The following is an 18,065-nucleotide window of genomic DNA, read 5'->3' on the forward strand; positions in this document are numbered from 1 at the left end:
GGGTGAGGGACGGCGGATCCGGGTCACTCCGCCGGCCCGTCGGGAGCGTCGAGCGGCTCGGTACACCAGTGACAGAAGTCGAGATCCGCGTCCGTTTTGCGCCCGCAGTTGGGACACTTGATCGTCGACGGGACCGCCCCCGGCGGCTTCCCCTCGGCGTCGGTGCCGGTTCGCCTCGCCCTTCTCTCGCCTTCTGGACCGGCGGACCCGGCGTCGGACTCGTCGGTCACGGTGCCGTCCGCCCCGGCCCGCTCGACCGTCCCGGTTCCCGTCTCCCCGGCTCCCGTCCTCCCAGCTCCCGTCTTCCCTCCCGTCTCCACGGTGCGCTCGCCGCCGGCTCCCCGTTGTCGGTCGTAACGCCGGTTGTTCCGGACCGCGAGGACGTACGCATCGACGACGCTGGCGAGCACCGCGAGCAGGCCGGGCGCGATATCGGCGAGCGGCGGTGCCTCGCGGGCCAGCAGCCGATCGACGGCCGCGTCCGGCACGAGGAGGACGAGCGTCGCCGTGATCACCACGTACCACCCGAACGCGCGGGCCCACCGTCGGAGGTACGCGTGGCCGAGTCCGGATATCAACAGCGCCAACAACACGGCGAGCCACGGTCGCCGTCGACGGATCTCGCTCATGCGTCGCCGGTACGGACTCCGGGGCCGTGTAGTTGTCCCTCCCTCGGAGCGTTTATGCCTCCGAGACGCCGAGTCGACGTATGGTCGGGATCCCGACGACGGAGCTCCTCACGGGGTTGCGGATGGCTCTCCTCGCCGTCGCCTACTGGGGCGGCGGGTTCGTGGTGGCGTACCTCCTGTACAGGCGGTGGCGCGGCGACGGACCGCGCGACACCGACGGCGAGGCGGACGACTAGCCTCGACGCGGCCCGCGGACCGCGGAGACGATCCCCGATTCCGCATCGGCCACGCTTTTGTCGACGCCCGCCGGAGGGGCGGTATGACCGACACGGCGCTCGTCATCGGCGGCACGCGGTTCATCGGCCGACACGCGGTCGCGGACCTCACCGAGAACGGCTACCGGGTCACGACGCTGACCCGCGGGAACCGAGAGGACCCGTTCGCGGACGACGACCGGGTCTCTCACGTCGAGGGCGACCGCACGAACGACCGCGACCTGGAGGCCGCGAGGCGCTCCGCGGAGCCCGACGTCGTGATCGACTGCGTGGCGTACCACCCCGCCGACGTGGAGGCGGCGACCGATATCTTCGCCGACGTCGACGCCTACGTGTACGTCTCCTCGGGAGCCGCCTACGCGGCCGAGCACGTCCCGAAACGCGAGGGCGAGACGCCGCTCGAGGGGTGTACGCCCGAACAGGCGACCGACGACGGCGACGCCACCTACGGCAACCGGAAGGCCGCCGGAGACCGGGCGGTCTTTTCGGCCGCCGAGGACGGCGTCAACGCCATGGCCGTCAGGCCGTGTATCGTGTACGGTCCCCACGACTACACCGAGCGGCTCGACTACTGGATCGACCGCGTCCTCACCTACGACCGCGCGGTCGTCCCCGGCGACGGACAGAACCTCTGGCATCGGGCGTACGTCGAGGACGTGGCGAGCGCGCTCCGGATCGTCGCGGAGCGCGGCGAGGCGGGGACCGCCTACAACGTCGGCGACCGCCGGGCGCTCACCCTCGAGGAGACGTTGGAGACGATCGCCGCGGTCGCCGACACGACGTGTACGGTCGTGCCCGCGAGCGCGGACGCGCTCGCCGCCGGCGGCCTCGAGCCGACGGACTTCACGCTCTACCGGGAGTACCCGCACCTGCTCGACACCTGCGCGCTCGCCGACCTCGGCTGGGAGTCGACGCCCGTCGAGGAGGCGATGGCGCGGAGCGTCGCCGACCACCGCGACTCGGACCGCGACGGGAGCGAGTGGGACCCAGGACGCGACGCCGAGGAGCGAGTACTCGGCGTGAAAGACACGTTGTAGCTCTGCGGTCGGCGTCGCCGGACGTAGTCCGGCTTCCAGAGGCGCGTAGCGCCTCGCTGTCGCCGGCGGCTCTACCGCCGGATTTACGCGAGAGCGAAGCTCTCTCCCTGCGCCTGCGAGCGCCCGGTAGGGCACGAGCAACGAGGCCGGGGAGGCGTGAGGTGCGGGGCCGTGCGGTCGGGTGGGGCTTTGGTGGAGTCGACCGCGCCGGCAACCGCGTACAGCCGAGCGGCCGGGGCCCTCCAAACCGCCATCGAGCGGGCAACCACGGAGGAGATCGGAGCGGCGTCGACTCGTCAGTACGCCGCGTCCCACCGCGCCGCCTTCCGTCGGTTCTCGCAGTCGAGACACTCGACGGCGTCCATCGTGTCGATCGCGACGTTCGTCCCCTCGCAGTTCCCGCAGAAGTAGCCGTAGCGAGTCTCGTGGTCGGCGTCGGCGTACGCGACGTAGAAGGGCGCTTTCGAGCCGCGCTCGCTCTCGTCGAAGGCGACGTACACCGTCTCGCCGTCGGCCGTCTCGTAGATCCCCTCTCGAAGTCCCCCCTCGCGGCCGATCCGCTTGCGGTAGAGTCGTTCGCGGAACTCCTCGTCGCCGATGTCGACGACGCGCTCGCCCGAGAGGTCGTACCCCTCGCGCTCGTAGAAGGCGGTCCCGGCCTCGTTGTCGACGAGGACCTTCCCCTCGATGCTGTCGACGTCGCGGTCGCGCAGCTCGTCCTCGACGCGTTCGAGCAGTGCCGAGCCGATCCCCGACTCGCGGTGGTCCGGATGGACGTGGAGCCAGTCGATCTCGCCGACTCGCTCGCGGCGGTCGACGACGTAGCTCTCCGCGAACGCGACGACCGCGGCGTCGACGACCGCGACCGGAAAGACGGTGTCCGGGTCGGCGACCGCCTCCCCCACGTCGTCAACCCCGTACCAGTTCTCGACGGCCTCCGACAGCAGCGCCTCGTCGACGGCGTGGCCGTACGAGGCGGAAAGCGACGCTAGCGCTACCTCGCGGATCGATCCGACGTCGTCGACGGTTGCGGCTCGCAGGTCCATACGGAGGCGTGTCGCCGCGGCTACAAAAAGTTCCGCGCCGAAACGAATCCCGGCGTCCGGCTCACGACGGGCACCGTCGTTCCCGCGACGCGCTCACGGGACGCTCACGAGATCGAGTAGGCGGCCGCGGCCATGAGCAGCATGGTCAACGCGAGCGCGAGCCCCATCAGGTACGTCAGCGAGGGGTTCTCCCAGCGCAGGTGCTGGAAGTACGCGACGATGAGCACCGTCTTGATCACGGACAGGAGCATCGTTCCGGCGAACGCCTCCCAGTACGTGAAGCCGAACAGCTCGACCTCGAAGAGAACGAAGTTCAGAATCGCCGCGAGCAGGAGCGCGACGTATATCGCCGAGTACAGTTTGACGGAGTCGGACGACATTTCTTGAGAGCACCTTCGTCCGCGTGCTTAAAGAAGTAACCATCCGAGGGGAGGAATCGCCCGGAGGTGGCGGTGGCCACGTCCGTGGAAGACGGGCCTCGTCCGTGAGCGATCGACGACCGACCGCAGGCCGCCGCCCGAAACGCCTATGCCCGAGACGCACCGATCCGTCATCGATCGCGAACCCGGAGACCCCATCGTGGACCCGATCGAACCCGACGACGACCTGCTCGAATCGCTCTACGTGGTGAACAAGGTCGCGAAGCGGCTCGCCGACGAGGCGACCGCCGCCTACGACCGCGGCGACGTCACCGAGAGCAACGTCGCTTCCGCCCGGAAGGACGCGCTGTACCGGACGAAAACGGAGGTGTTGAATCGTATCGTCGCCCGCAATCCGGACGCCGTGGCCGGGGAGTACCACGCGGTCCACGGCGACGTCTGGCTGCTCGTCACCGTGAACGGCTGGGAGTTCCACCAGCCCCCCTACGCGTTCGGGAGCGACCTCACGGACCGGATCGAGATCGCGAACTCGGCAGCGGAGCCGCGGGACGTGCCGTACGTCCGCGACGCCAGCGTCGAGCGGTCGGAGCGCTCGCTCGAGGAGGCCCTTCGGGGACTCGCCGACCGCGGCGTCGACGCCAACGACCACCTCGCGCGGCCGACGATAAGCGGGGAGCGCGACCAGCTCGTCGACGTGCGGTGGGCGTTCCTGCGGTAGGTCTCCAGGAAACCGACGCCTACTCCGGCGTCGGCGCGCCCGTCTCGAGCTCCGGAAGCCCGGCCTCGATCTCCTCGCGGCGGCCCTCCAGCCAGTCGGGTAAGACGAGCCGCTCGCCGAGCGACGACCGCGGCTCGTCGACGTCGTAGCCGGGCTCGGCCGTCGCGAACTCGAAGAGCACGCCGCCGCGGGTGCGGGCGTACACCGACCGGAACCACTTCCGGTCGATCACCTCGCTCGGGCTGAGCCCGTGTTCCCGAAGCAGCCCCCGCCACTCCTCCTGCTCTTCGTCCGTGACGCGGTAGGCGACGTGGTGAACCGTCCCGGCACCCGGGGTCCCCTGCGCGGTCGCGGGATCGGTCACGACGTCGACGACGAAGCCGCGGTCGCCGTCGGCCTCGAACCGACGGCGGTGGCTCGCCTCGTCGCCGTCGGTCTGCTCGTATCCCATCGCCTCCAGGAGGTCGATGGTGGCGTCGGCGTCGGAGAGCGAGAGGTCGACCGAGAAGAACCCCCGGATCGCGTGTTCGGCGGGAACGGGGCCCGCCGGCGGATCCCCCGCGGGAGCGTCCTCGCGGCCGACGATCTCGAGCGGGAGCCCGTCGGGATCGGCGAAGGCGACGACCGCGTCGCCGAACCGCTCGCCCGTCTCGACGTCGACGCCGCGGCCGGCGAGCCGCTCGGCCCAGTAGTCGACCGACGCGGCCGGGACCGTGAACGACACCGTCGAGGCCTGCCCGGTGCCGACGCGGCCGGATCGGGCCCCGACGTACGGGAAGAACGTCATGCTCGTCCCCGGCGACCCGGCGTCGTCGGCGTAGAACAGGTGGTACACGCCCGCGTCGTCCTGGTTGACGCTCCGCTTGACGAGTCGGAGGCCGAGCGTCTCGGTGTAGAAGGCGTGGTTGGCGTTCGGGTCGCCGGCGATCGCGGTCACGTGGTGGATCCCTGGCGTCCCGAGGGTCTGGGTCATACTCGTACTACGCGCCGAGAGCACTTGTACACGCGCTGACGGGATCGAAACCGGCTGACGTCGGTGTTACCCCGCGACTTCGCGGCGGCCGTCGATCGACAGGTTTCGACTACTCGACGATCTCGATCGCACCGTGCATCCCGTTGGTCTGGTGTGGGGTACAGTAGTACAGCTGGATCCCGGCCTCCTCGAACGTCTGCTCGAAGGTCGTCCCCTCCTCGTCGACCGCGTCGCCGCTGTCGAAGTCCGACGCGGATCCCTCCGCGGAGGTGACGTTGTGTGCGCCGCCCTCGCCGGTCCACTCCCAGACGACCGTCGTTCCGGCGTCGATCCGGATCGCGGCGGGGTCGAACGCGAAGCCGACCTCGCCGGCACCAACGTCGACGACGACCTCGTCCTGCCCGGTGTAGTCGGCGATCGTCCCCTCGTACAGGCGCGCCTCGTTCTCGGTGAGGTAGTCGTCTATCTCGCCCGGCACGTCGTCGGCGGGCTCGCCGGCGGAGCCGTCTCCGCCGCCGTCCCCTCCGCTCCCGTCGCCGCCGCCCGAGCAGCCCGCGAGCGCACCGGTGGTCAGCGCCGCGCCGGTTCCGACGACGTACCGCCGTCTGGACAGTCTTCGTGTCATCTGCCGATCGTAGGGTCCGAGGACAGACAAACCCCTTGATACCCCCACTTCGTGAGAACCGCCATCGCCGAACAACCATCTACACAGAGTATCGATCTGGGGAGCGATCGCCGGCCCGTCAATCGACGGGCGTGGCCGCCACGGACCGAAGCGGACGCTTAAGCGTCGCCGCTCCCTGACCCGATCCATGCGGGAGGACGACCTGGCGGCGCGGATCGTCGACCACTACGAGGCCGTCCACGACGACCCGGAGATCCGGCTCGAGGAGCCGTACGACGCGGAGGGGCGTCGCGGGGTCGTCGACGTCCACGTCCGGCTGCGAACGCCCGAGCCGGTCGACCACGTCATCGAACTCAAATGCGACGCCGCCGTGCGCCGCGTCACCGGCGCGAACGAGGTCCTCAGACAGTACCGCCGGATGGAGCGGTACTTCCACGCGGACGAGGCCCACCGGCTCCGCCCGAAGCTCGGCCGGTCCGGTCCGGGCGCGTGCTACCTCCTGTTTTTCGCGCCGACGCCGACCTGCGTCCACCACGTCGCGACCCACCGCACCCTGTACGCCTCCGTCGACCCCGCCGGGAGCGTCGGCGACGTGCCGACCGCGCGAACCGTCGGCTTCCTCACCGGCCTCGACGGCGACCCGGCCGATCTGGGATACCTCTCCGTCAACGGCGAGGCGTCGTTCGGCTCGCCGGCGTTCCTGGCGTCGGTCCCCGAGGACTCGCGGCTCGCCGAGAGTCTGCGGGCCGTCGACGACGACCTCGTCGCCTTCGACGACGGGTCAGGTACCGACGACTGACGCCGCCGGCAGGACGCCGGCCGGGTCTAGAGGCCGAGCTCCCGGCCGAGCACGACGTGTTGGATCTCGCTCGTCCCCTCGCCGATCTCCATGAGCTTCGCGTCGCGGTAGAACCGCTGGGGGGCGAAGTCGGTGGTGTAGCCGTAGCCGCCGAGGGTCTGGACGGCCTCCTCCGCGACCTCGCGGGCGGCCTCGCTGGCGTCGAGCTTCGCGAGCGCGGACGCCTTCGTGACGGGCTCGCCGGCGTCGTACCGGGTCGCCGCCTTGTGCGTCAACAGTCGTGCGCGCTCGGTCTGGCGGTACATGTGGACGATCTTGTCGCGGATCGCGTCGAACTCCGCGATCGGCTTCCCGAACTGCTCGCGTTCGCCCGCGTACTCCCTCGCCGCCTCGTAGGCGCCCTGTGCGAGCCCCACGGAGAGCGCGGCGATGGAGATCCGGCCGCCGTCGAGCGTCTTCATGGTCTGTTCCCACCCCTCGCCCTCCTCGCCGAGCAGACGGTCGGCCGGGAGCCGGAGGTCGTCGAGCCGGATCTCGCAGGTTGGCGAGCAGTTCAGCCCCATCTTCTCCCAGACCGTCGTCACCTCGAAGCCGTCGTCGTCGGGGTCGACGATGAACGTCGAGATGCCGTCGTAGCCGGCGTCGGGGTCGGTGACCGCCTTCACCAGTACCGAGTTCGCGACGCTCGCGTTCGTGATGAACTGTTTCGTCCCGTTCAGGACGTACTCGTCGGCGTCGTACTCGGCGGTCGTCTCCATGTTCGAGGCGTCCGAGCCGCTTTCCGGCTCCGTCAGCGCCCACGCGCCGATCCCGTCGCCCTCCGCCAGCGGGCGCAGCCACTCCTCCTTTTGCGCCTCGGTCCCGAACGCCTCGATCGGCTTCGCGCCGAGGGAGGTGTGGGCCGCGTACGAGAGCCCGATCCCCCCGGAGACGCGACCCAGCTCCTCGGTCACCAGCGCGTACGTGAGCTGGTCGCCGTCGAGCCCGCCGTACGCCTCGCTCACGGGTACCCCCATCATATCGAGGTCGGCGAGCGACGCGAACACCTCCTCGGGGAACCGATGCTCGTCCTCGATCTCCTGGGCTATCGGGCGTATCTCGGCCTCGCAGAACTCCCTGACCGCGTCCCGTATCATCCGGTCTTCCGCGGACGGCTCGAACTCCATGGCGGAGGAGTTCACCCGCCGCGAGCATAAACGACACGACGGTCACGATCGATCGTCGGCATTCTGACGGTTCGTCGATCGTCGGCATTCGGACGGTTCGGACCGTTCGCGATCATTTATCAGCCGCGGGCGCGTGGACCGGATCGTATGGAGTTCCGCCGACTCGTCCGCGGGACGGTGAGCTGGCCCGAGCTGGAGCGGGTCGTTCGCGAGTTGGCGGATCGCTACGACCGCGAGAGCGTGCGCGTCGAGTTCCTCGACGCCGACAACTGGCTGTCGATCCCGTTCGTGCTCGACGACGATCTCTTCGTGAAGGTGATCACGAAACAGAACACGCTCGTCCACACGCTCTTCACCACCGGACGCAACCTCGGGGCCTTCTCCGCCGGCACCGAGGGCTTCTTCGAGCGCCACGAGACGCCCTACGAGATGGCCCGTCACGAGCTCGAGGCCACCCGGAGGGTCCGCGAGATCGGCGTGAACGCGCCGGAGCCGATCGAGGCGTTCGAGGTGGGGGAGTTCGGCGTCCTCGTGTTGGAGTACCTCCCCGAGTTCCGCACGCTCGACGAGGTCGACCACGAGCGGGAGCGCGAGCTCGCGCCGGAGCTCTTCGCCACCCTCCGGCGGATCCACGACGCCGGGCTCGCACACGGCGACGTGCGCGCGGAGAACGTCCTGGTGCTCGACGGGGAGATATACGTGATCGACGCGACGAACGTGAGCGGGGACGGTCGAACGGACGCCCGCTCGTACGACCTCGCGAGCGCGCTCGCCGCGCTGGAACCCCTCATCGGCGCGCCGGCCGCGATCGACGCCGCGCTCGCGAGCTACGACCCCGTGGAGCTGCTCGCGGCCCGCCGCTTTTTGGACTTCGTTGCGATCCGGCCGGACCACGACTTCGACGCCGCCGAACTCAAAGGCGAGATCGAGAAGCGCGCGGCCGCGGACCGCGAGACCGGAGGGGCGGGGAGCGGCACGGCGGACGCCGAGGGGGAGATCTCCTCCGGAGCCGACGGCTCGACGTAGTCCGACGGTCGCGTCGGCCGGTCGTCGACGCGTCGACGACGGTCACCCGTCGAGCGACTCCCGCACCGCGTCCGCGACGCGCGAGAGCGGCGGACCGCTCAGCGGGGCGGCGGCGACGACCCGCTCGCGCGGGCGGCCGACCGGCCGAGCGACCCGCTCGGTCTCGACGAGGCCGGCGTCGATCAGTCGGCGCTTGATCCGGGTGAACGTCGAGGGACTTCCCAGTCCGGCGTCCTCGCAGGCGCGCCTGAGAGTGCGGTCGTGGGCTCCGTGGCGCGCGCCGACGACGTACGCGCGGAGCCGCGGACCGACCGGATCGCTCGCGGGGAGGGGGGGACCCGGATCGAGCAGGCGGACGACGTCGACGGCGACCGCCTCCCCGAACCGGTCCTCGAAGGCGGCGTACACGCGACGCCGGCTCGGCGTGCGGACCCGGTAGGGGTCCGCGTTCGCGACGGTCCCCTCGTACCGGTCCCGGAGCGTCGGGTCGTCGCCGACGCGACGCCACCGCGCGTCCTCCTCGCCGGCGACGCCCACGAGGACGCAGCCGGTCTCGTCGCCGGCGAGGAGGGCGTTCGGCTGGGGCTCCGCGAGCGTCAGGAGGTCGAACGCGTCCGCGTCGGCGAGCGCCGCGAGGCGGCTCGCGGCGCGGAACCCGCCCGCGATCGACCCGAACGCGGCGGGGGTGGCGAGGACGGAGATCCGCGGGAGTTCCGGCGGCGTCGTGGACGCCCCCGACTCGCCGCCGCTCGACTCGTCGCCGTCGAGGGCTCGAAGCGCGGCGACGTCGGGATCGACGAGATCCGGCGCGGCCTCGCGGTACGCCTCGACGACCGCGGAGAGGAGCGGCGGCTCCGGGTCGACGAGCAGCGGGTCCGCGAACGACTCGAGCGACAGCGACCCCCCCGCGATCGGGATCGCCGGTTCGGGAGGCATGGCTCACGGTTCGCGGCGGTCGAAGTAAACGCGACGGTGGCCCCGACCGGCGTGCCGGCGAAGCGGGAGTCGAGACGACCCCGCTACTCCTGGACGGTACCCCTTCGTTTCGACCGTCTCGCTCTCGAACGCGCCGTCGGCGCGTGAGACGTCGTGGTCGCCGCCCCCGCCGGTCCACGCCCGGACCACCGTCGTGCCGGGCGCGACCGCCACCGCGGCCGGGCCGAACGACGACCGCTTCGGGAGGGGGTTCGCGGGCGAGGAGGTCCGGTCGGTCGCGACGGAGCACGACGTCGAGCGACGATGCGGCCGCTCCGCCACCGCCGACGGCGGTCCCGGATCGGCACGTAAAAACTCCGGGACGACGTGCGATCGAACGATGGACGACGATACCGGCGGAAACGCCGCCGCCGAGGAGCGGCTCAAACGACAGCGGGACGACCTCAGACTGTTGAACCAGGTGATGCGTCACGACATCCGCAACGACCTCCAGCTGATCGGGGCGTACGCGGAACTGCTCGAAGAGCACGTCGACGAGGGCGGAGAGGAGCACCTCGAGATCATCCGGGAGAACACCCAGAGCGCGGTCGACCTGACCACGACGGTTCGGGACCTCGCGCAGGTCATGCTCCGGGACGACGCGGAGACGCGGCGCGTTCCCCTCGACCGGATCCTCACTCAACAGCTCGAGGAGGTTCGATCGGCGTACTCGACGGCGGTGTTCACCGTCGAGGGATCGTTGCCGGACGTGGGAGTCCTCGCCGACGAGATGCTGAGCTCCGTCTTCCGGAACCTCCTGCGGAACGCGGTCCAACACAACGACGAGACGCCGCCGAAGGTGGCGGTCTCTGCCACCGTCGTCTGCGAGGAAAACGGCGACGGCGGCGGAAACGACGACGGCGCCCGCGACGTCGTCGAGGTGCGTATCGCCGACAACGGGCCGGGGGTCCCGGAGGACCAGCGCGAGGAGATATTCGGGAAAGGCGAGAAGGGTCTCGACAGCCCCGGTGCGGGGATCGGACTGTACCTCGTCCGGTCGCTCGTCGAGACCTACGGCGGGGCGGTCCGGGTCGAGGACAACGAGCCGAAGGGGTCGGTCTTCGTCGTCGACCTCCGGCCGGCGGCGTGAACGGTCACTCCCCGTCGAACTCCATCGCGACGGAGTTGATACAGAAGCGCTTGCCGGTCGGTTCCGGCCCGTCGTCGAAGACGTGCCCGAGGTGCGAGTCGCAGGACGCACACCGGACCTCGGTGCGGCGCATCCCGTGGCTGGTGTCGATCGTCGTCGTCACCGAGTCCTCCTCGGCGGCGTAGAAGGCGGGCCAGCCGCAGCCCGACTCGTACTTCGTCTCGGCGTCGAAGAGGACCTCGCCACAGGCCGCACAGCGATACTCGCCGTCCTCGGGAAGGTGGTCGACGTACTCGCCCGAGAAGCGCGCCTCGGTGCCGCTCTCGCGGAGCACGCGATACTCCTCCTCGGAGAGCCGCTCGCGCCACTCCTCGTCGGTCAGCTCCGTGGAGTCCTTCTCGCCGGTCGAGGCCGCGTCGGTGTCGCTCATGGGTACCGGTACGGTCCGCGTCGGTAAGGCTGTTTCCCGCGGCCGTCGACGGGAGCGTCGGCGACTCGAGGATGCGTTTCCATCGAGACGGCGACTGTGGATCTCGAAGCGTGGCAGGATCGCCGATCCCCGACCGTGGACACCTCGCCGCCTCCGCGACCCGAGGGATTCAAGATACTGCCGAACGCCTTCTCCGACGATGCGTCAGGACCACCTCATCACCGCGACCCAACTCTCGCGGGATGACATCGAGGCGGTGCTCGATCGGGCCCGCGAGGTCGCCGCCGACCCCGAAGCGTACGCGGGCCGACACGCGGGGACGATGCTCGCGCTCTGTTTCTTCGAGCCGAGCACGCGCACGCGGATGAGCTTCGACGCCGCCGCCCAACGGCTCGGGATCGACACGATCGACATGGGCGACGTGGACTCTTCGTCGGTCTCGAAGGGCGAGTCGCTCGCCGACACCGTCCGCGTCATCGAAGGGTACGCCGACTCGATCGTGTTGCGCCATCCCAGCGAGGGCGCGGCGACGCTCGCCGCGGAGTTCGTCGACGTCCCCGTGATCAACGCCGGCGACGGGGCCGGCCAACACCCCTCCCAGACCCTGCTCGACCTCCACACGATCCGGGAGAACCACGGCCTCGACGACCTCACCGTCGGGATCATGGGCGACCTGAAGTACGGCCGGACGGTCCACTCGCTCGCGACCGCGCTGACCAACTTCGACGCCCGCCAGCACTTCGTCAGCCCGGAGTCGCTGCGGCTGCCCCGGTCGGTCCGGTTCGACCTCCACGAGACGGGCGCGCAGGTGCGCGAACACGACGACCTCGAGGCCGTCCTCCCCGAGCTCGACGTGCTGTACGTCACCCGCATCCAGAAGGAGCGGTTCCCCGACGAGAACGAGTACCACCGCGTCGCCGGCGAGTACCGGATCGACGCCGACACGCTCGAGGCCGCCCCCGACGACCTCACCGTGATGCACCCGCTGCCCCGCGTCGACGAGATCGCCCCCGACGTCGACGACACCGACCACGCCCGCTACTTCGAACAGGCGCACAACGGGATCCCCGTCCGGATGGCGCTTCTCGATACCGTACTGGAGAACGCCGAGGCGGACGAGGGTGTGGAGGTGGACCGATGAGCGACCACGAACTGCGCGTCTCGAAGATCCGCGACGGCACCGTGATCGACCACGTCGAGGGCGGCCAGGCGCTCAACGTGCTCGCGATCCTCGGCATCGACGGCTCCGAGGGGCTCGGCGTCTCCGTCGGGATGAACGTCCCCTCCGACCGGCTCGGTCGGAAGGACCTCGTCAAGGTCGAAGGACGGGAACTCTCCCAGTCGGAGGTCGACGTCCTCTCGCTCATCGCGCCGGAGGCGACGATCAACATCATCCGCGAGTTCGAGGTGGTCGAGAAGAACCGCGTGACCCGGCCCGACCGCGTCGCGGGCGTGCTCTCGTGTCCGAACCGGAACTGTATCACCAACGCCGACGAGCCGGTCGAGACCCGGTTCGAGGTCGTCGCCGACGGCGTCCGCTGTGACTACTGTTCGACGGTCCTGCGGTCGGACATCGCCGACCACATCGACGTCTAGCTCACGGCCCTCGCACTCGTCGGCTCTCCTCGCCCCGTCGCGCTCGTCGGGTCTCCCCATCCGACCGGCCGAACGTCGGTAGTTTTTAGCGGCCGCCGGTCGACGGTACGCACATGGGAACGAAAGCGAAACTCGTCGTCGTACTGTCGCTCGTGGTCCTCGCGTACGTCCTCCTGTCCGGCGATAAACAGCCGGTCGAAGTGGAGTAAAGGACCCGCGGAGGCGTCGATGCGGCCTCCAGGGAGGTATCGCCGCGAACGCGCGACCGCTCGGGCGCAAGCCCGCCGTTTTTACCTGTCACCCGCGTAGCGACTCGTATGTACGGGGTCGTCACGCGGAACGCCGACGAGGTCGACATGGATCCGTTCGATCTCGGGTTCTACGAGGTCAAGGACGTCACCGGACGGGCGGCCGCGCCCCTCCCGAACGCCGTCAACATGGTGTCGTGTTTCGGGGACAACGCGGCCGCGGGCGAGAACCCGGAGCTGGTCCCGGTCGACGACCGCGGCGAGCCCGCGACCCGCGACCGCGAGTACTTCGACTGGGCGTACGTCTGTCCGACCCACCCGGAGTACCGCGAGGGACTGCTCGAGATAATCGAGGACTGCGCCGACGAGAGCGACGACGTGCGCCTCGACGACGTGGGGTTCCCGCGGGAGGGGTTCTGCCGGTGTGACCGCTGTGAGCGGCTGTTCGCCGAGAGCGACCGCGAGGAGTGGGTCGACTGGCGCGCCGACGTCATCACGGCGTTCGTCGCGGACGCGGCAGAGCGGGTCCCCGGCCGGACGCTGCTCACCCTCTATCCCGACCCGTATCCCGGTCACCTCCGCACGCGCTCCGGGCTCGAACTCGACGCCCTGACGGCACACGTCGACGAGTTCGTCGTCCCGCTGTACGACACCGAGTACGCGACCACCTACTGGCTGGAGTCGATCCTTCGCGGCTTCCGGTCGCGGCTCGGCGGCGACTACGACGTCCACGGCGCGCCGCCGGAGACCCCCGTCTCGGCCGAGCTCTACGCCGTCGACGTCGGCGTCGACGAGTTGATCCACGCCGCGGAGGTCGCGGAGACGTACGCGAAGGACGTGTTCTTCGGCTACGACGCCAACAACGCGGCCGCGGCGCTCCGTCGGAAGGACGCCGACGGCCGCGAGGGGAAGGTTCACCGGCCGGACTGACATCCTCCCCCGTTAGCGCGAGGCGTTCCCCTCGATCTTCTAAGGATGGTCGGGAGAGCTCCCCTCGCCTCGCGGGTGACTCGGATTTATGCCTCCTCGCCGGCATCACCCGACATGACCGACCTCCCGACGGTGATCGGGATCGCCGCGGTGACCGGACTCGTGACCGGACTCGGCGCGCTCCCGGTGTTCGTCCGCGCCCGCGTGAGCCACCGGACGTACGACGCCGCCCTCGGCCTCGCCGCCGGGCTGATGGTCGCCGCCAGCGTCTTCGGGCTGATCCTCCCCGGCACCGAGGAGGGAAGCCTCACGGCGGTGCTCTTCGGGCTCCTCGTCGGCGGGTTCGGGCTCCTCGTCGGCAACCGACTCATCCCGCACCTCCACGCCCGCTACCGGGGCTGGCGCGCGGAGGGCGGGGCGACCCGCGCGGACGTCGCGGGGATGGCGGGTACCGGAGGGGCCGCCGAGGACGGGCCCCGTGAGAACGGCGACTCGACCGCGACCATCGACGCCACGCTCCGCCGGGCGCTGCTCGTCGGCGGGGCGATCACCCTCCACAACGCGCCCGAGGGACTCGCGATCGGCGTCGCGTTCGCCTCCGGACTCGAGGAGGTCGCGCTCGTGTTGGCGATCGTGATCGGTCTCCAGAACGTCCCGGACGGGTTCGCGTTCGCGATCCCGATGGCCGAGACGGGGATGAGCAACCTCCGAGTGTTGGCGTACACGGCGCTCTCGGGGACGGTCCCGCAGGTGATCGCCGCGACGATCGGCTTCTCGCTCGTCTCCCTGTCGACCGGGCTCTTTCCCGCCGCTGCCGGGTTCGCCGCGGGCGCGATGCTCGCGGTCGTCTTCCGCGAACTCGTTCCCTCCTCGCACGGCCACGGGTACGCCGACGCCGCGACCGCCGCCTTCCTCGGCGGGTTCGTCCTGCTGGTCGTGGTCGACGCCGTCGTGACGGTGTGAGCGAGCGACCCCTCAGTCGCGATCGACGCCGGTGAACTCGAAGCGGGCGCCGCCCGCCTCGCCTTCCGTCACGGAGACCGTCCACCCGTGCGCCTCGACGATCCGCTCGACGATCGCGAGCCCGAAGCCGGTCCCGTCCTCGGCCGTCGTGTGACCGGACTCGAAGGCGTCGTCGCGCTCGTCGTCCGGGATGCCCGGACCGTCGTCCTCGACGTAGAACCCGTCCGGGAGGTCGTCGACTGTCACGGTCGCGTTCACCCCGCCGTGTTCCACGCTGTTTCGGAACAGGTTGCCGAACAGTTGCCGAAGGCGAGCCGGGTCGGCGCGCACCGTGCCCGACGCCTCGTTTCGAAGCGTCACGCTCCGTGTGGCGACCGTTTTCCAGCAGTCGGACACGAACGCGTCGAGGTCAACCGACTCCGTCTCGTCGATGACCTGTCCCCGTTTCGCGAGCGAGAGGACGTTCGTGATCAGGTCTTCCATCCGCGTGTGAGCGTTCGCAACCGCCTCCACGTGCGGATCGTCGTCACTCTCCGGTTCGATCATCTCCAGGTGGCCGATGGCAGTGTTCAGAGGGTTCCGGAGGTCGTGGCTCACGACCTCCGCGAACCCCTCGAGGTGGCGGTTCGTTCGGCGAAGCTGCTCTTCCGCTCGCTTGCGGTCGGTGATATCGAGGTACGCACCGAGCGCCTCGTCTCGGTCGTCGCTGGCGAGGTGAGTCGCGACGAGCAGGAAGGTGCGACACTCGCCGCTCGCGGTTCGTCGGACGACCTCTCGGTGGACTCGCTCACCCTCCCGGATCCGCTCGTTGATCTCGTTTGCGATATCCGTACCGTCCTCGTCGACGATGTACTCGTCGAGCGACGAGCCGGCTAGCAGTTGCTCGTCGAAGCCGAACTGCTCTCTGAACGCGCTGTTCGTCTGCTCGACCAGCGGTTCTCCGTCGCTGAACTCGGACAACACGATCGGCACCGGCACCGCGTCGAGAAGCCGTTCGAAGCGGTCGCGCTCCTTTTCCGCGCGCTCCCAGGACGCGCGCAGTTCAGTGATGTCCTCGTTGATCGCGACGAACCGAACGATCGTTCCCTCGGAGTTCGTGACGGATGAGATCGTCTGTTTCACGACGTAGCGTTCGCCGTTCCGCCGTTCGTTGATTATCTCTCCGTTCCAGACCTCGCCGGAGAGGATCGTATCCCAGAGCCGCTCGTAGAACTGCTGGTCGTGTACGCCCGACTGGAGGAGGCTCGCGTTGCTCCCGACGGCCTCGTCGGCGCTGTACCCGGTCTGTTCTTCGAACGAGGCGTTTACGTACTGGATCGTGCCGCTGGTGTCCGTCCAGTATATCGAGTGTCCCGCGCTGCGCACGACCTCTCGGAACGTTCGAAGCTCCACCGCCGTCGGCTCGTTTCCGGGACCGCTCGATTCGTTCCGTTCGACGGAATCGCACTCGCTCCGGACCGCGCCGTTCTCGCCGGGAGAGGCACCGTCGCCGGCGGAGTCGCCGCCTGGGTGCGGGGGATCCATCGTATTGGTGCGCCGTTTCGGCCGGAGATCTATACAACCATTCATTTCCGCGAGGGGACGTTTCCCCGTCCGCCGGTCGAGCTACTCGTTCCGCGGGCTGCTCGGGTGGTACTCGGTGTGGTACTGGCCGGGGTTCGCGTCGACGCGGTCGGGATTGATCCGGCCGGCGAGAAGCATGAAGTCGAGGACGGTACAGTAGAGCATCGCCTCGACGACGGGGACGGCCCGCGGCGGGAGCACGGGGTCGTGTCGGCCGACGACCTGGATCTCCTTCTCCTCGCCCGTCTCCCAGTCCGCGGTGTGCTGTTTCTTCGGGATCGAGGTGGGCGCGTGCCATGTCGCCTCGCCGTAGATCGGCTCGCCCGTGGTGATCCCGCCCTGGAGCCCGCCGTGGTCGTTGCCGACGGGCACCGGGTCGCCCTCCTCGCTTTCGACGTGCGCGAACGACTCGCCGTCGTCGAACGTCCAGTCCTCGTTGCGGTCGCTGCCGGAGACGCCGACCGCGTCCTTTCCGAGGCCGAACTCGACCGCGGTCGTCGCCGGGATGGAGAACATCGCCCGTCCGAGCCGGCTCGGGAAGCCGTCGAACCGCGGCGCGCCGAGCCCGCGCGGGACGCCCCGGCACTCGAAGTAGATCGAGCCGCCGATGGAGTCGCCGCGTTCCTGATACTCCCCGATCAGCTCCTGCATCTCGGCGGCGGCCTCGGGGTCGGCACAGCGCACGTCGTTCTCCTCGCTGTTCTCGAGGAGCTGCTGGAAGCTCACCTCGTCCGCCTCGACCTCGCCGATGCGGTTGACGTGGGCTTTGATCTGAACGTCGTACTCGGACGCGTCGAGGACCTGTTCGGCGACCGCGCCGGCGGCGACCCAGTTCACCGTCTCGCGCGCGGAGGAGCGGCCGCCCCCGCCCCAGTTGCGCGTGCCGAACTTCGCGGAGTAGGTGTAATCGCCGTGGGAGGGGCGCGGTGCGGTGACGTACGGTTCGTACTTGCCCGATCGCGCGTCCTTGTTCTGGATGGTCATCCCGATCGGGGTGCCGGTGGTGTAGCCGTCCTGGACGCCGGAGTTGACGACGACCTCGTCGGGCTCCCCGCGCGAGGTGGTGATCATCGACTGGCCCGGCTTTCGCCGGTCGAGCTGCGCCTGGATCGCGTCCTCGTCGAGATCGACGCCCGCGGGCACGCCCGAGACGGTCACACCCATCGCGTCGCCGTGGCTCTCGCCGTAGGTGGTCACCTGAAAGAGGCGACCGAACCGGTTCCCGTTCATACTCGTCCGTGAACGCGAGGGCATATAGGGGTTGCAATCCGCGAACACGCTCGCGCCGGTCGTCCCCGACGAACCAATGCCGGTTTATCGGGCGACTCCGTGGGTCGTATCATGCGCGACCGACTCACCTCCGATCTCGGCGTCTACGCGCTGTCGGGACTCCTCTCGTTTCTGGTGTTCCTCGCCGCGCTCGTCGTCCTGTCCGCGACGCTCCCCGGCGGGCTCGACGCGCGGCGCACCGTCGGGCTCGTCGTCGGCTACCTGCTGTTCTTATCGGCGTACACCGCGGCGTGGTACATCTACACCGGGATCGACGCCCGCGAGGAGGTCTGAGGTCGTCGTCGATCCCTGCCACCGCTCCGCACG

The 18,065-nt window shown here is 69.7% G+C and carries 21 protein-coding genes and 1 pseudogene; 11 read left to right on the forward strand and 11 right to left on the reverse strand.

The window, feature by feature from the left end; all coding sequences use genetic code 11:
* Positions 1–23: 23 nt before the first annotated feature.
* Positions 24–629, reverse strand: a complete 606-nt coding sequence (locus NO889_RS04850) for a zinc ribbon domain-containing protein (RefSeq protein ID WP_256411138.1) — start codon at positions 627–629, stop codon at positions 24–26.
* An 80-nt stretch (positions 630–709) separates the two neighbouring features.
* Between NO889_RS04850 and NO889_RS04855 the strand changes: the two genes are divergently transcribed.
* Positions 710–865 carry a hypothetical protein gene (locus tag NO889_RS04855; RefSeq protein WP_256411139.1) on the forward strand — a complete coding sequence of 52 codons (156 nt, stop codon included), beginning with the start codon at positions 710–712 and terminating at the stop codon, positions 863–865.
* Between the two features lie 83 nt (positions 866–948).
* Positions 949–1,941, forward strand: coding sequence for an NAD-dependent epimerase/dehydratase family protein (locus tag NO889_RS04860; protein WP_256411140.1), 993 nt, complete (start codon positions 949–951; stop codon positions 1,939–1,941).
* A 296-nt stretch (positions 1,942–2,237) separates the two neighbouring features.
* Here NO889_RS04860 and NO889_RS04865 read toward each other — a convergent pair whose 3' ends face one another.
* Entirely contained in the window at positions 2,238–2,987 is a 750-nt protein-coding gene (locus NO889_RS04865) for a GNAT family N-acetyltransferase (protein WP_256411141.1), read from the reverse strand.
* 104 nt (positions 2,988–3,091) lie between these two features.
* A complete protein-coding gene (locus NO889_RS04870; protein ID WP_256411142.1) occupies positions 3,092–3,367 on the reverse strand; it encodes a cytochrome C oxidase subunit IV family protein in 276 nt (91 codons plus the stop codon).
* A 199-nt stretch (positions 3,368–3,566) separates the two neighbouring features.
* Here NO889_RS04870 and NO889_RS04875 point away from each other — a divergent pair, with 199 nt between their 5' ends.
* Positions 3,567–4,085, forward strand: a complete 519-nt coding sequence (locus tag NO889_RS04875; protein WP_256411143.1) for a hypothetical protein — start codon at positions 3,567–3,569, stop codon at positions 4,083–4,085.
* Between the two features lie 19 nt (positions 4,086–4,104).
* On the opposite strand, the gene NO889_RS04880 is transcribed toward NO889_RS04875, so the two are convergent.
* Positions 4,105–5,058 carry a VOC family protein gene (locus NO889_RS04880; RefSeq protein ID WP_256411144.1) on the reverse strand — a complete coding sequence of 318 codons (954 nt, stop codon included), beginning with the start codon at positions 5,056–5,058 and terminating at the stop codon, positions 4,105–4,107.
* A gap of 109 nt (positions 5,059–5,167) precedes the next feature.
* Positions 5,168–5,683 carry a halocyanin domain-containing protein gene (locus NO889_RS04885; RefSeq protein ID WP_256411145.1) on the reverse strand — a complete coding sequence of 172 codons (516 nt, stop codon included), beginning with the start codon at positions 5,681–5,683 and terminating at the stop codon, positions 5,168–5,170.
* Positions 5,684–5,870: 187 nt separating this feature from the next.
* Between NO889_RS04885 and NO889_RS04890 the strand changes: the two genes are divergently transcribed.
* Positions 5,871–6,482, forward strand: a complete 612-nt coding sequence (locus tag NO889_RS04890; protein ID WP_256411146.1) for a hypothetical protein — start codon at positions 5,871–5,873, stop codon at positions 6,480–6,482.
* 26 nt (positions 6,483–6,508) lie between these two features.
* Here the strand turns inward: NO889_RS04890 and NO889_RS04895 are convergent, their stop codons facing one another.
* Positions 6,509–7,648, reverse strand: a complete 1,140-nt coding sequence (locus tag NO889_RS04895; RefSeq protein WP_256411147.1) for an acyl-CoA dehydrogenase family protein — start codon at positions 7,646–7,648, stop codon at positions 6,509–6,511.
* Positions 7,649–7,795: 147 nt separating this feature from the next.
* Between NO889_RS04895 and NO889_RS04900 the strand changes: the two are divergent.
* Positions 7,796–8,590, forward strand: a pseudogene (locus NO889_RS04900) (RIO1 family regulatory kinase/ATPase domain-containing protein); the annotation flags it as partial.
* 126 nt (positions 8,591–8,716) lie between these two features.
* On the opposite strand, the gene NO889_RS04905 reads toward NO889_RS04900, so the two are convergent.
* Together NO889_RS04905 and NO889_RS16510 are read right to left on the reverse strand one after the other, a co-directional pair.
* Positions 8,717–9,610 carry a transcriptional regulator TbsP domain-containing protein gene (locus NO889_RS04905; RefSeq protein WP_256411148.1) on the reverse strand — a complete coding sequence of 298 codons (894 nt, stop codon included), beginning with the start codon at positions 9,608–9,610 and terminating at the stop codon, positions 8,717–8,719.
* Between the two features lie 3 nt (positions 9,611–9,613).
* Positions 9,614–9,931: a cupredoxin domain-containing protein gene (locus tag NO889_RS16510; RefSeq protein WP_425498813.1), complete on the reverse strand. Its 318-nt coding sequence runs from the start codon at positions 9,929–9,931 to the stop codon at positions 9,614–9,616.
* 58 nt (positions 9,932–9,989) lie between these two features.
* On the opposite strand from NO889_RS16510, the gene NO889_RS04915 reads away from it, so the two are divergent.
* Positions 9,990–10,739, forward strand: a complete 750-nt coding sequence (locus NO889_RS04915; RefSeq protein ID WP_256411149.1) for a sensor histidine kinase — start codon at positions 9,990–9,992, stop codon at positions 10,737–10,739.
* 4 nt (positions 10,740–10,743) lie between these two features.
* On the opposite strand, the gene msrB is transcribed toward NO889_RS04915, so the two are convergent.
* Entirely contained in the window at positions 10,744–11,169 is a 426-nt protein-coding gene (msrB, locus tag NO889_RS04920) for a peptide-methionine (R)-S-oxide reductase MsrB (protein ID WP_256411150.1), read from the reverse strand.
* A gap of 199 nt (positions 11,170–11,368) precedes the next feature.
* Between msrB and pyrB the strand changes: the two genes are divergently transcribed.
* From pyrB to NO889_RS04940, 4 genes are all read left to right on the forward strand, one after another.
* Positions 11,369–12,310, forward strand: coding sequence for an aspartate carbamoyltransferase (gene pyrB / locus NO889_RS04925; protein WP_256411151.1), 942 nt, complete (start codon positions 11,369–11,371; stop codon positions 12,308–12,310).
* Positions 12,307–12,765 carry an aspartate carbamoyltransferase regulatory subunit gene (gene pyrI, locus NO889_RS04930; RefSeq protein WP_256411152.1) on the forward strand — a complete coding sequence of 153 codons (459 nt, stop codon included), beginning with the start codon at positions 12,307–12,309 and terminating at the stop codon, positions 12,763–12,765. Before pyrB ends, pyrI begins: the two co-directional genes overlap by 4 nt.
* A 317-nt stretch (positions 12,766–13,082) precedes the next feature.
* Positions 13,083–13,943 (forward strand): family 10 glycosylhydrolase, encoded by an 861-nt coding sequence (locus tag NO889_RS04935; RefSeq protein ID WP_256411153.1) that lies wholly within the window; start codon positions 13,083–13,085, stop codon positions 13,941–13,943.
* A 114-nt stretch (positions 13,944–14,057) separates the two neighbouring features.
* Complete coding sequence (locus NO889_RS04940) at positions 14,058–14,906, forward strand: ZIP family metal transporter (protein ID WP_256411154.1); 849 nt, start codon at positions 14,058–14,060, stop codon at positions 14,904–14,906.
* Positions 14,907–14,918: 12 nt separating this feature from the next.
* On the opposite strand, the gene NO889_RS04945 is transcribed toward NO889_RS04940, so the two are convergent.
* Positions 14,919–16,430, reverse strand: coding sequence for a PAS domain S-box protein (locus NO889_RS04945; RefSeq protein ID WP_256411155.1), 1,512 nt, complete (start codon positions 16,428–16,430; stop codon positions 14,919–14,921).
* 81 nt (positions 16,431–16,511) lie between these two features.
* The gene (gene aroC / locus NO889_RS04950; RefSeq protein ID WP_256411156.1) at positions 16,512–17,699 is read right to left on the reverse strand and encodes a chorismate synthase; all 1,188 of its coding nucleotides are present in this window, start codon (positions 17,697–17,699) and stop codon (positions 16,512–16,514) included.
* Between the two features lie 111 nt (positions 17,700–17,810).
* On the opposite strand from aroC, the gene NO889_RS04955 reads away from it, so the two are divergent.
* Positions 17,811–18,032, forward strand: a complete 222-nt coding sequence (locus tag NO889_RS04955; protein ID WP_256411157.1) for a hypothetical protein — start codon at positions 17,811–17,813, stop codon at positions 18,030–18,032.
* Positions 18,033–18,065 lie beyond the last annotated feature (33 nt).

Origin of the sequence: Halorubrum rubrum, assembly GCF_024494685.1 — an archaeon.
Taxonomy (GTDB): domain Archaea; phylum Halobacteriota; class Halobacteria; order Halobacteriales; family Haloferacaceae; genus Halorubrum; species Halorubrum rubrum.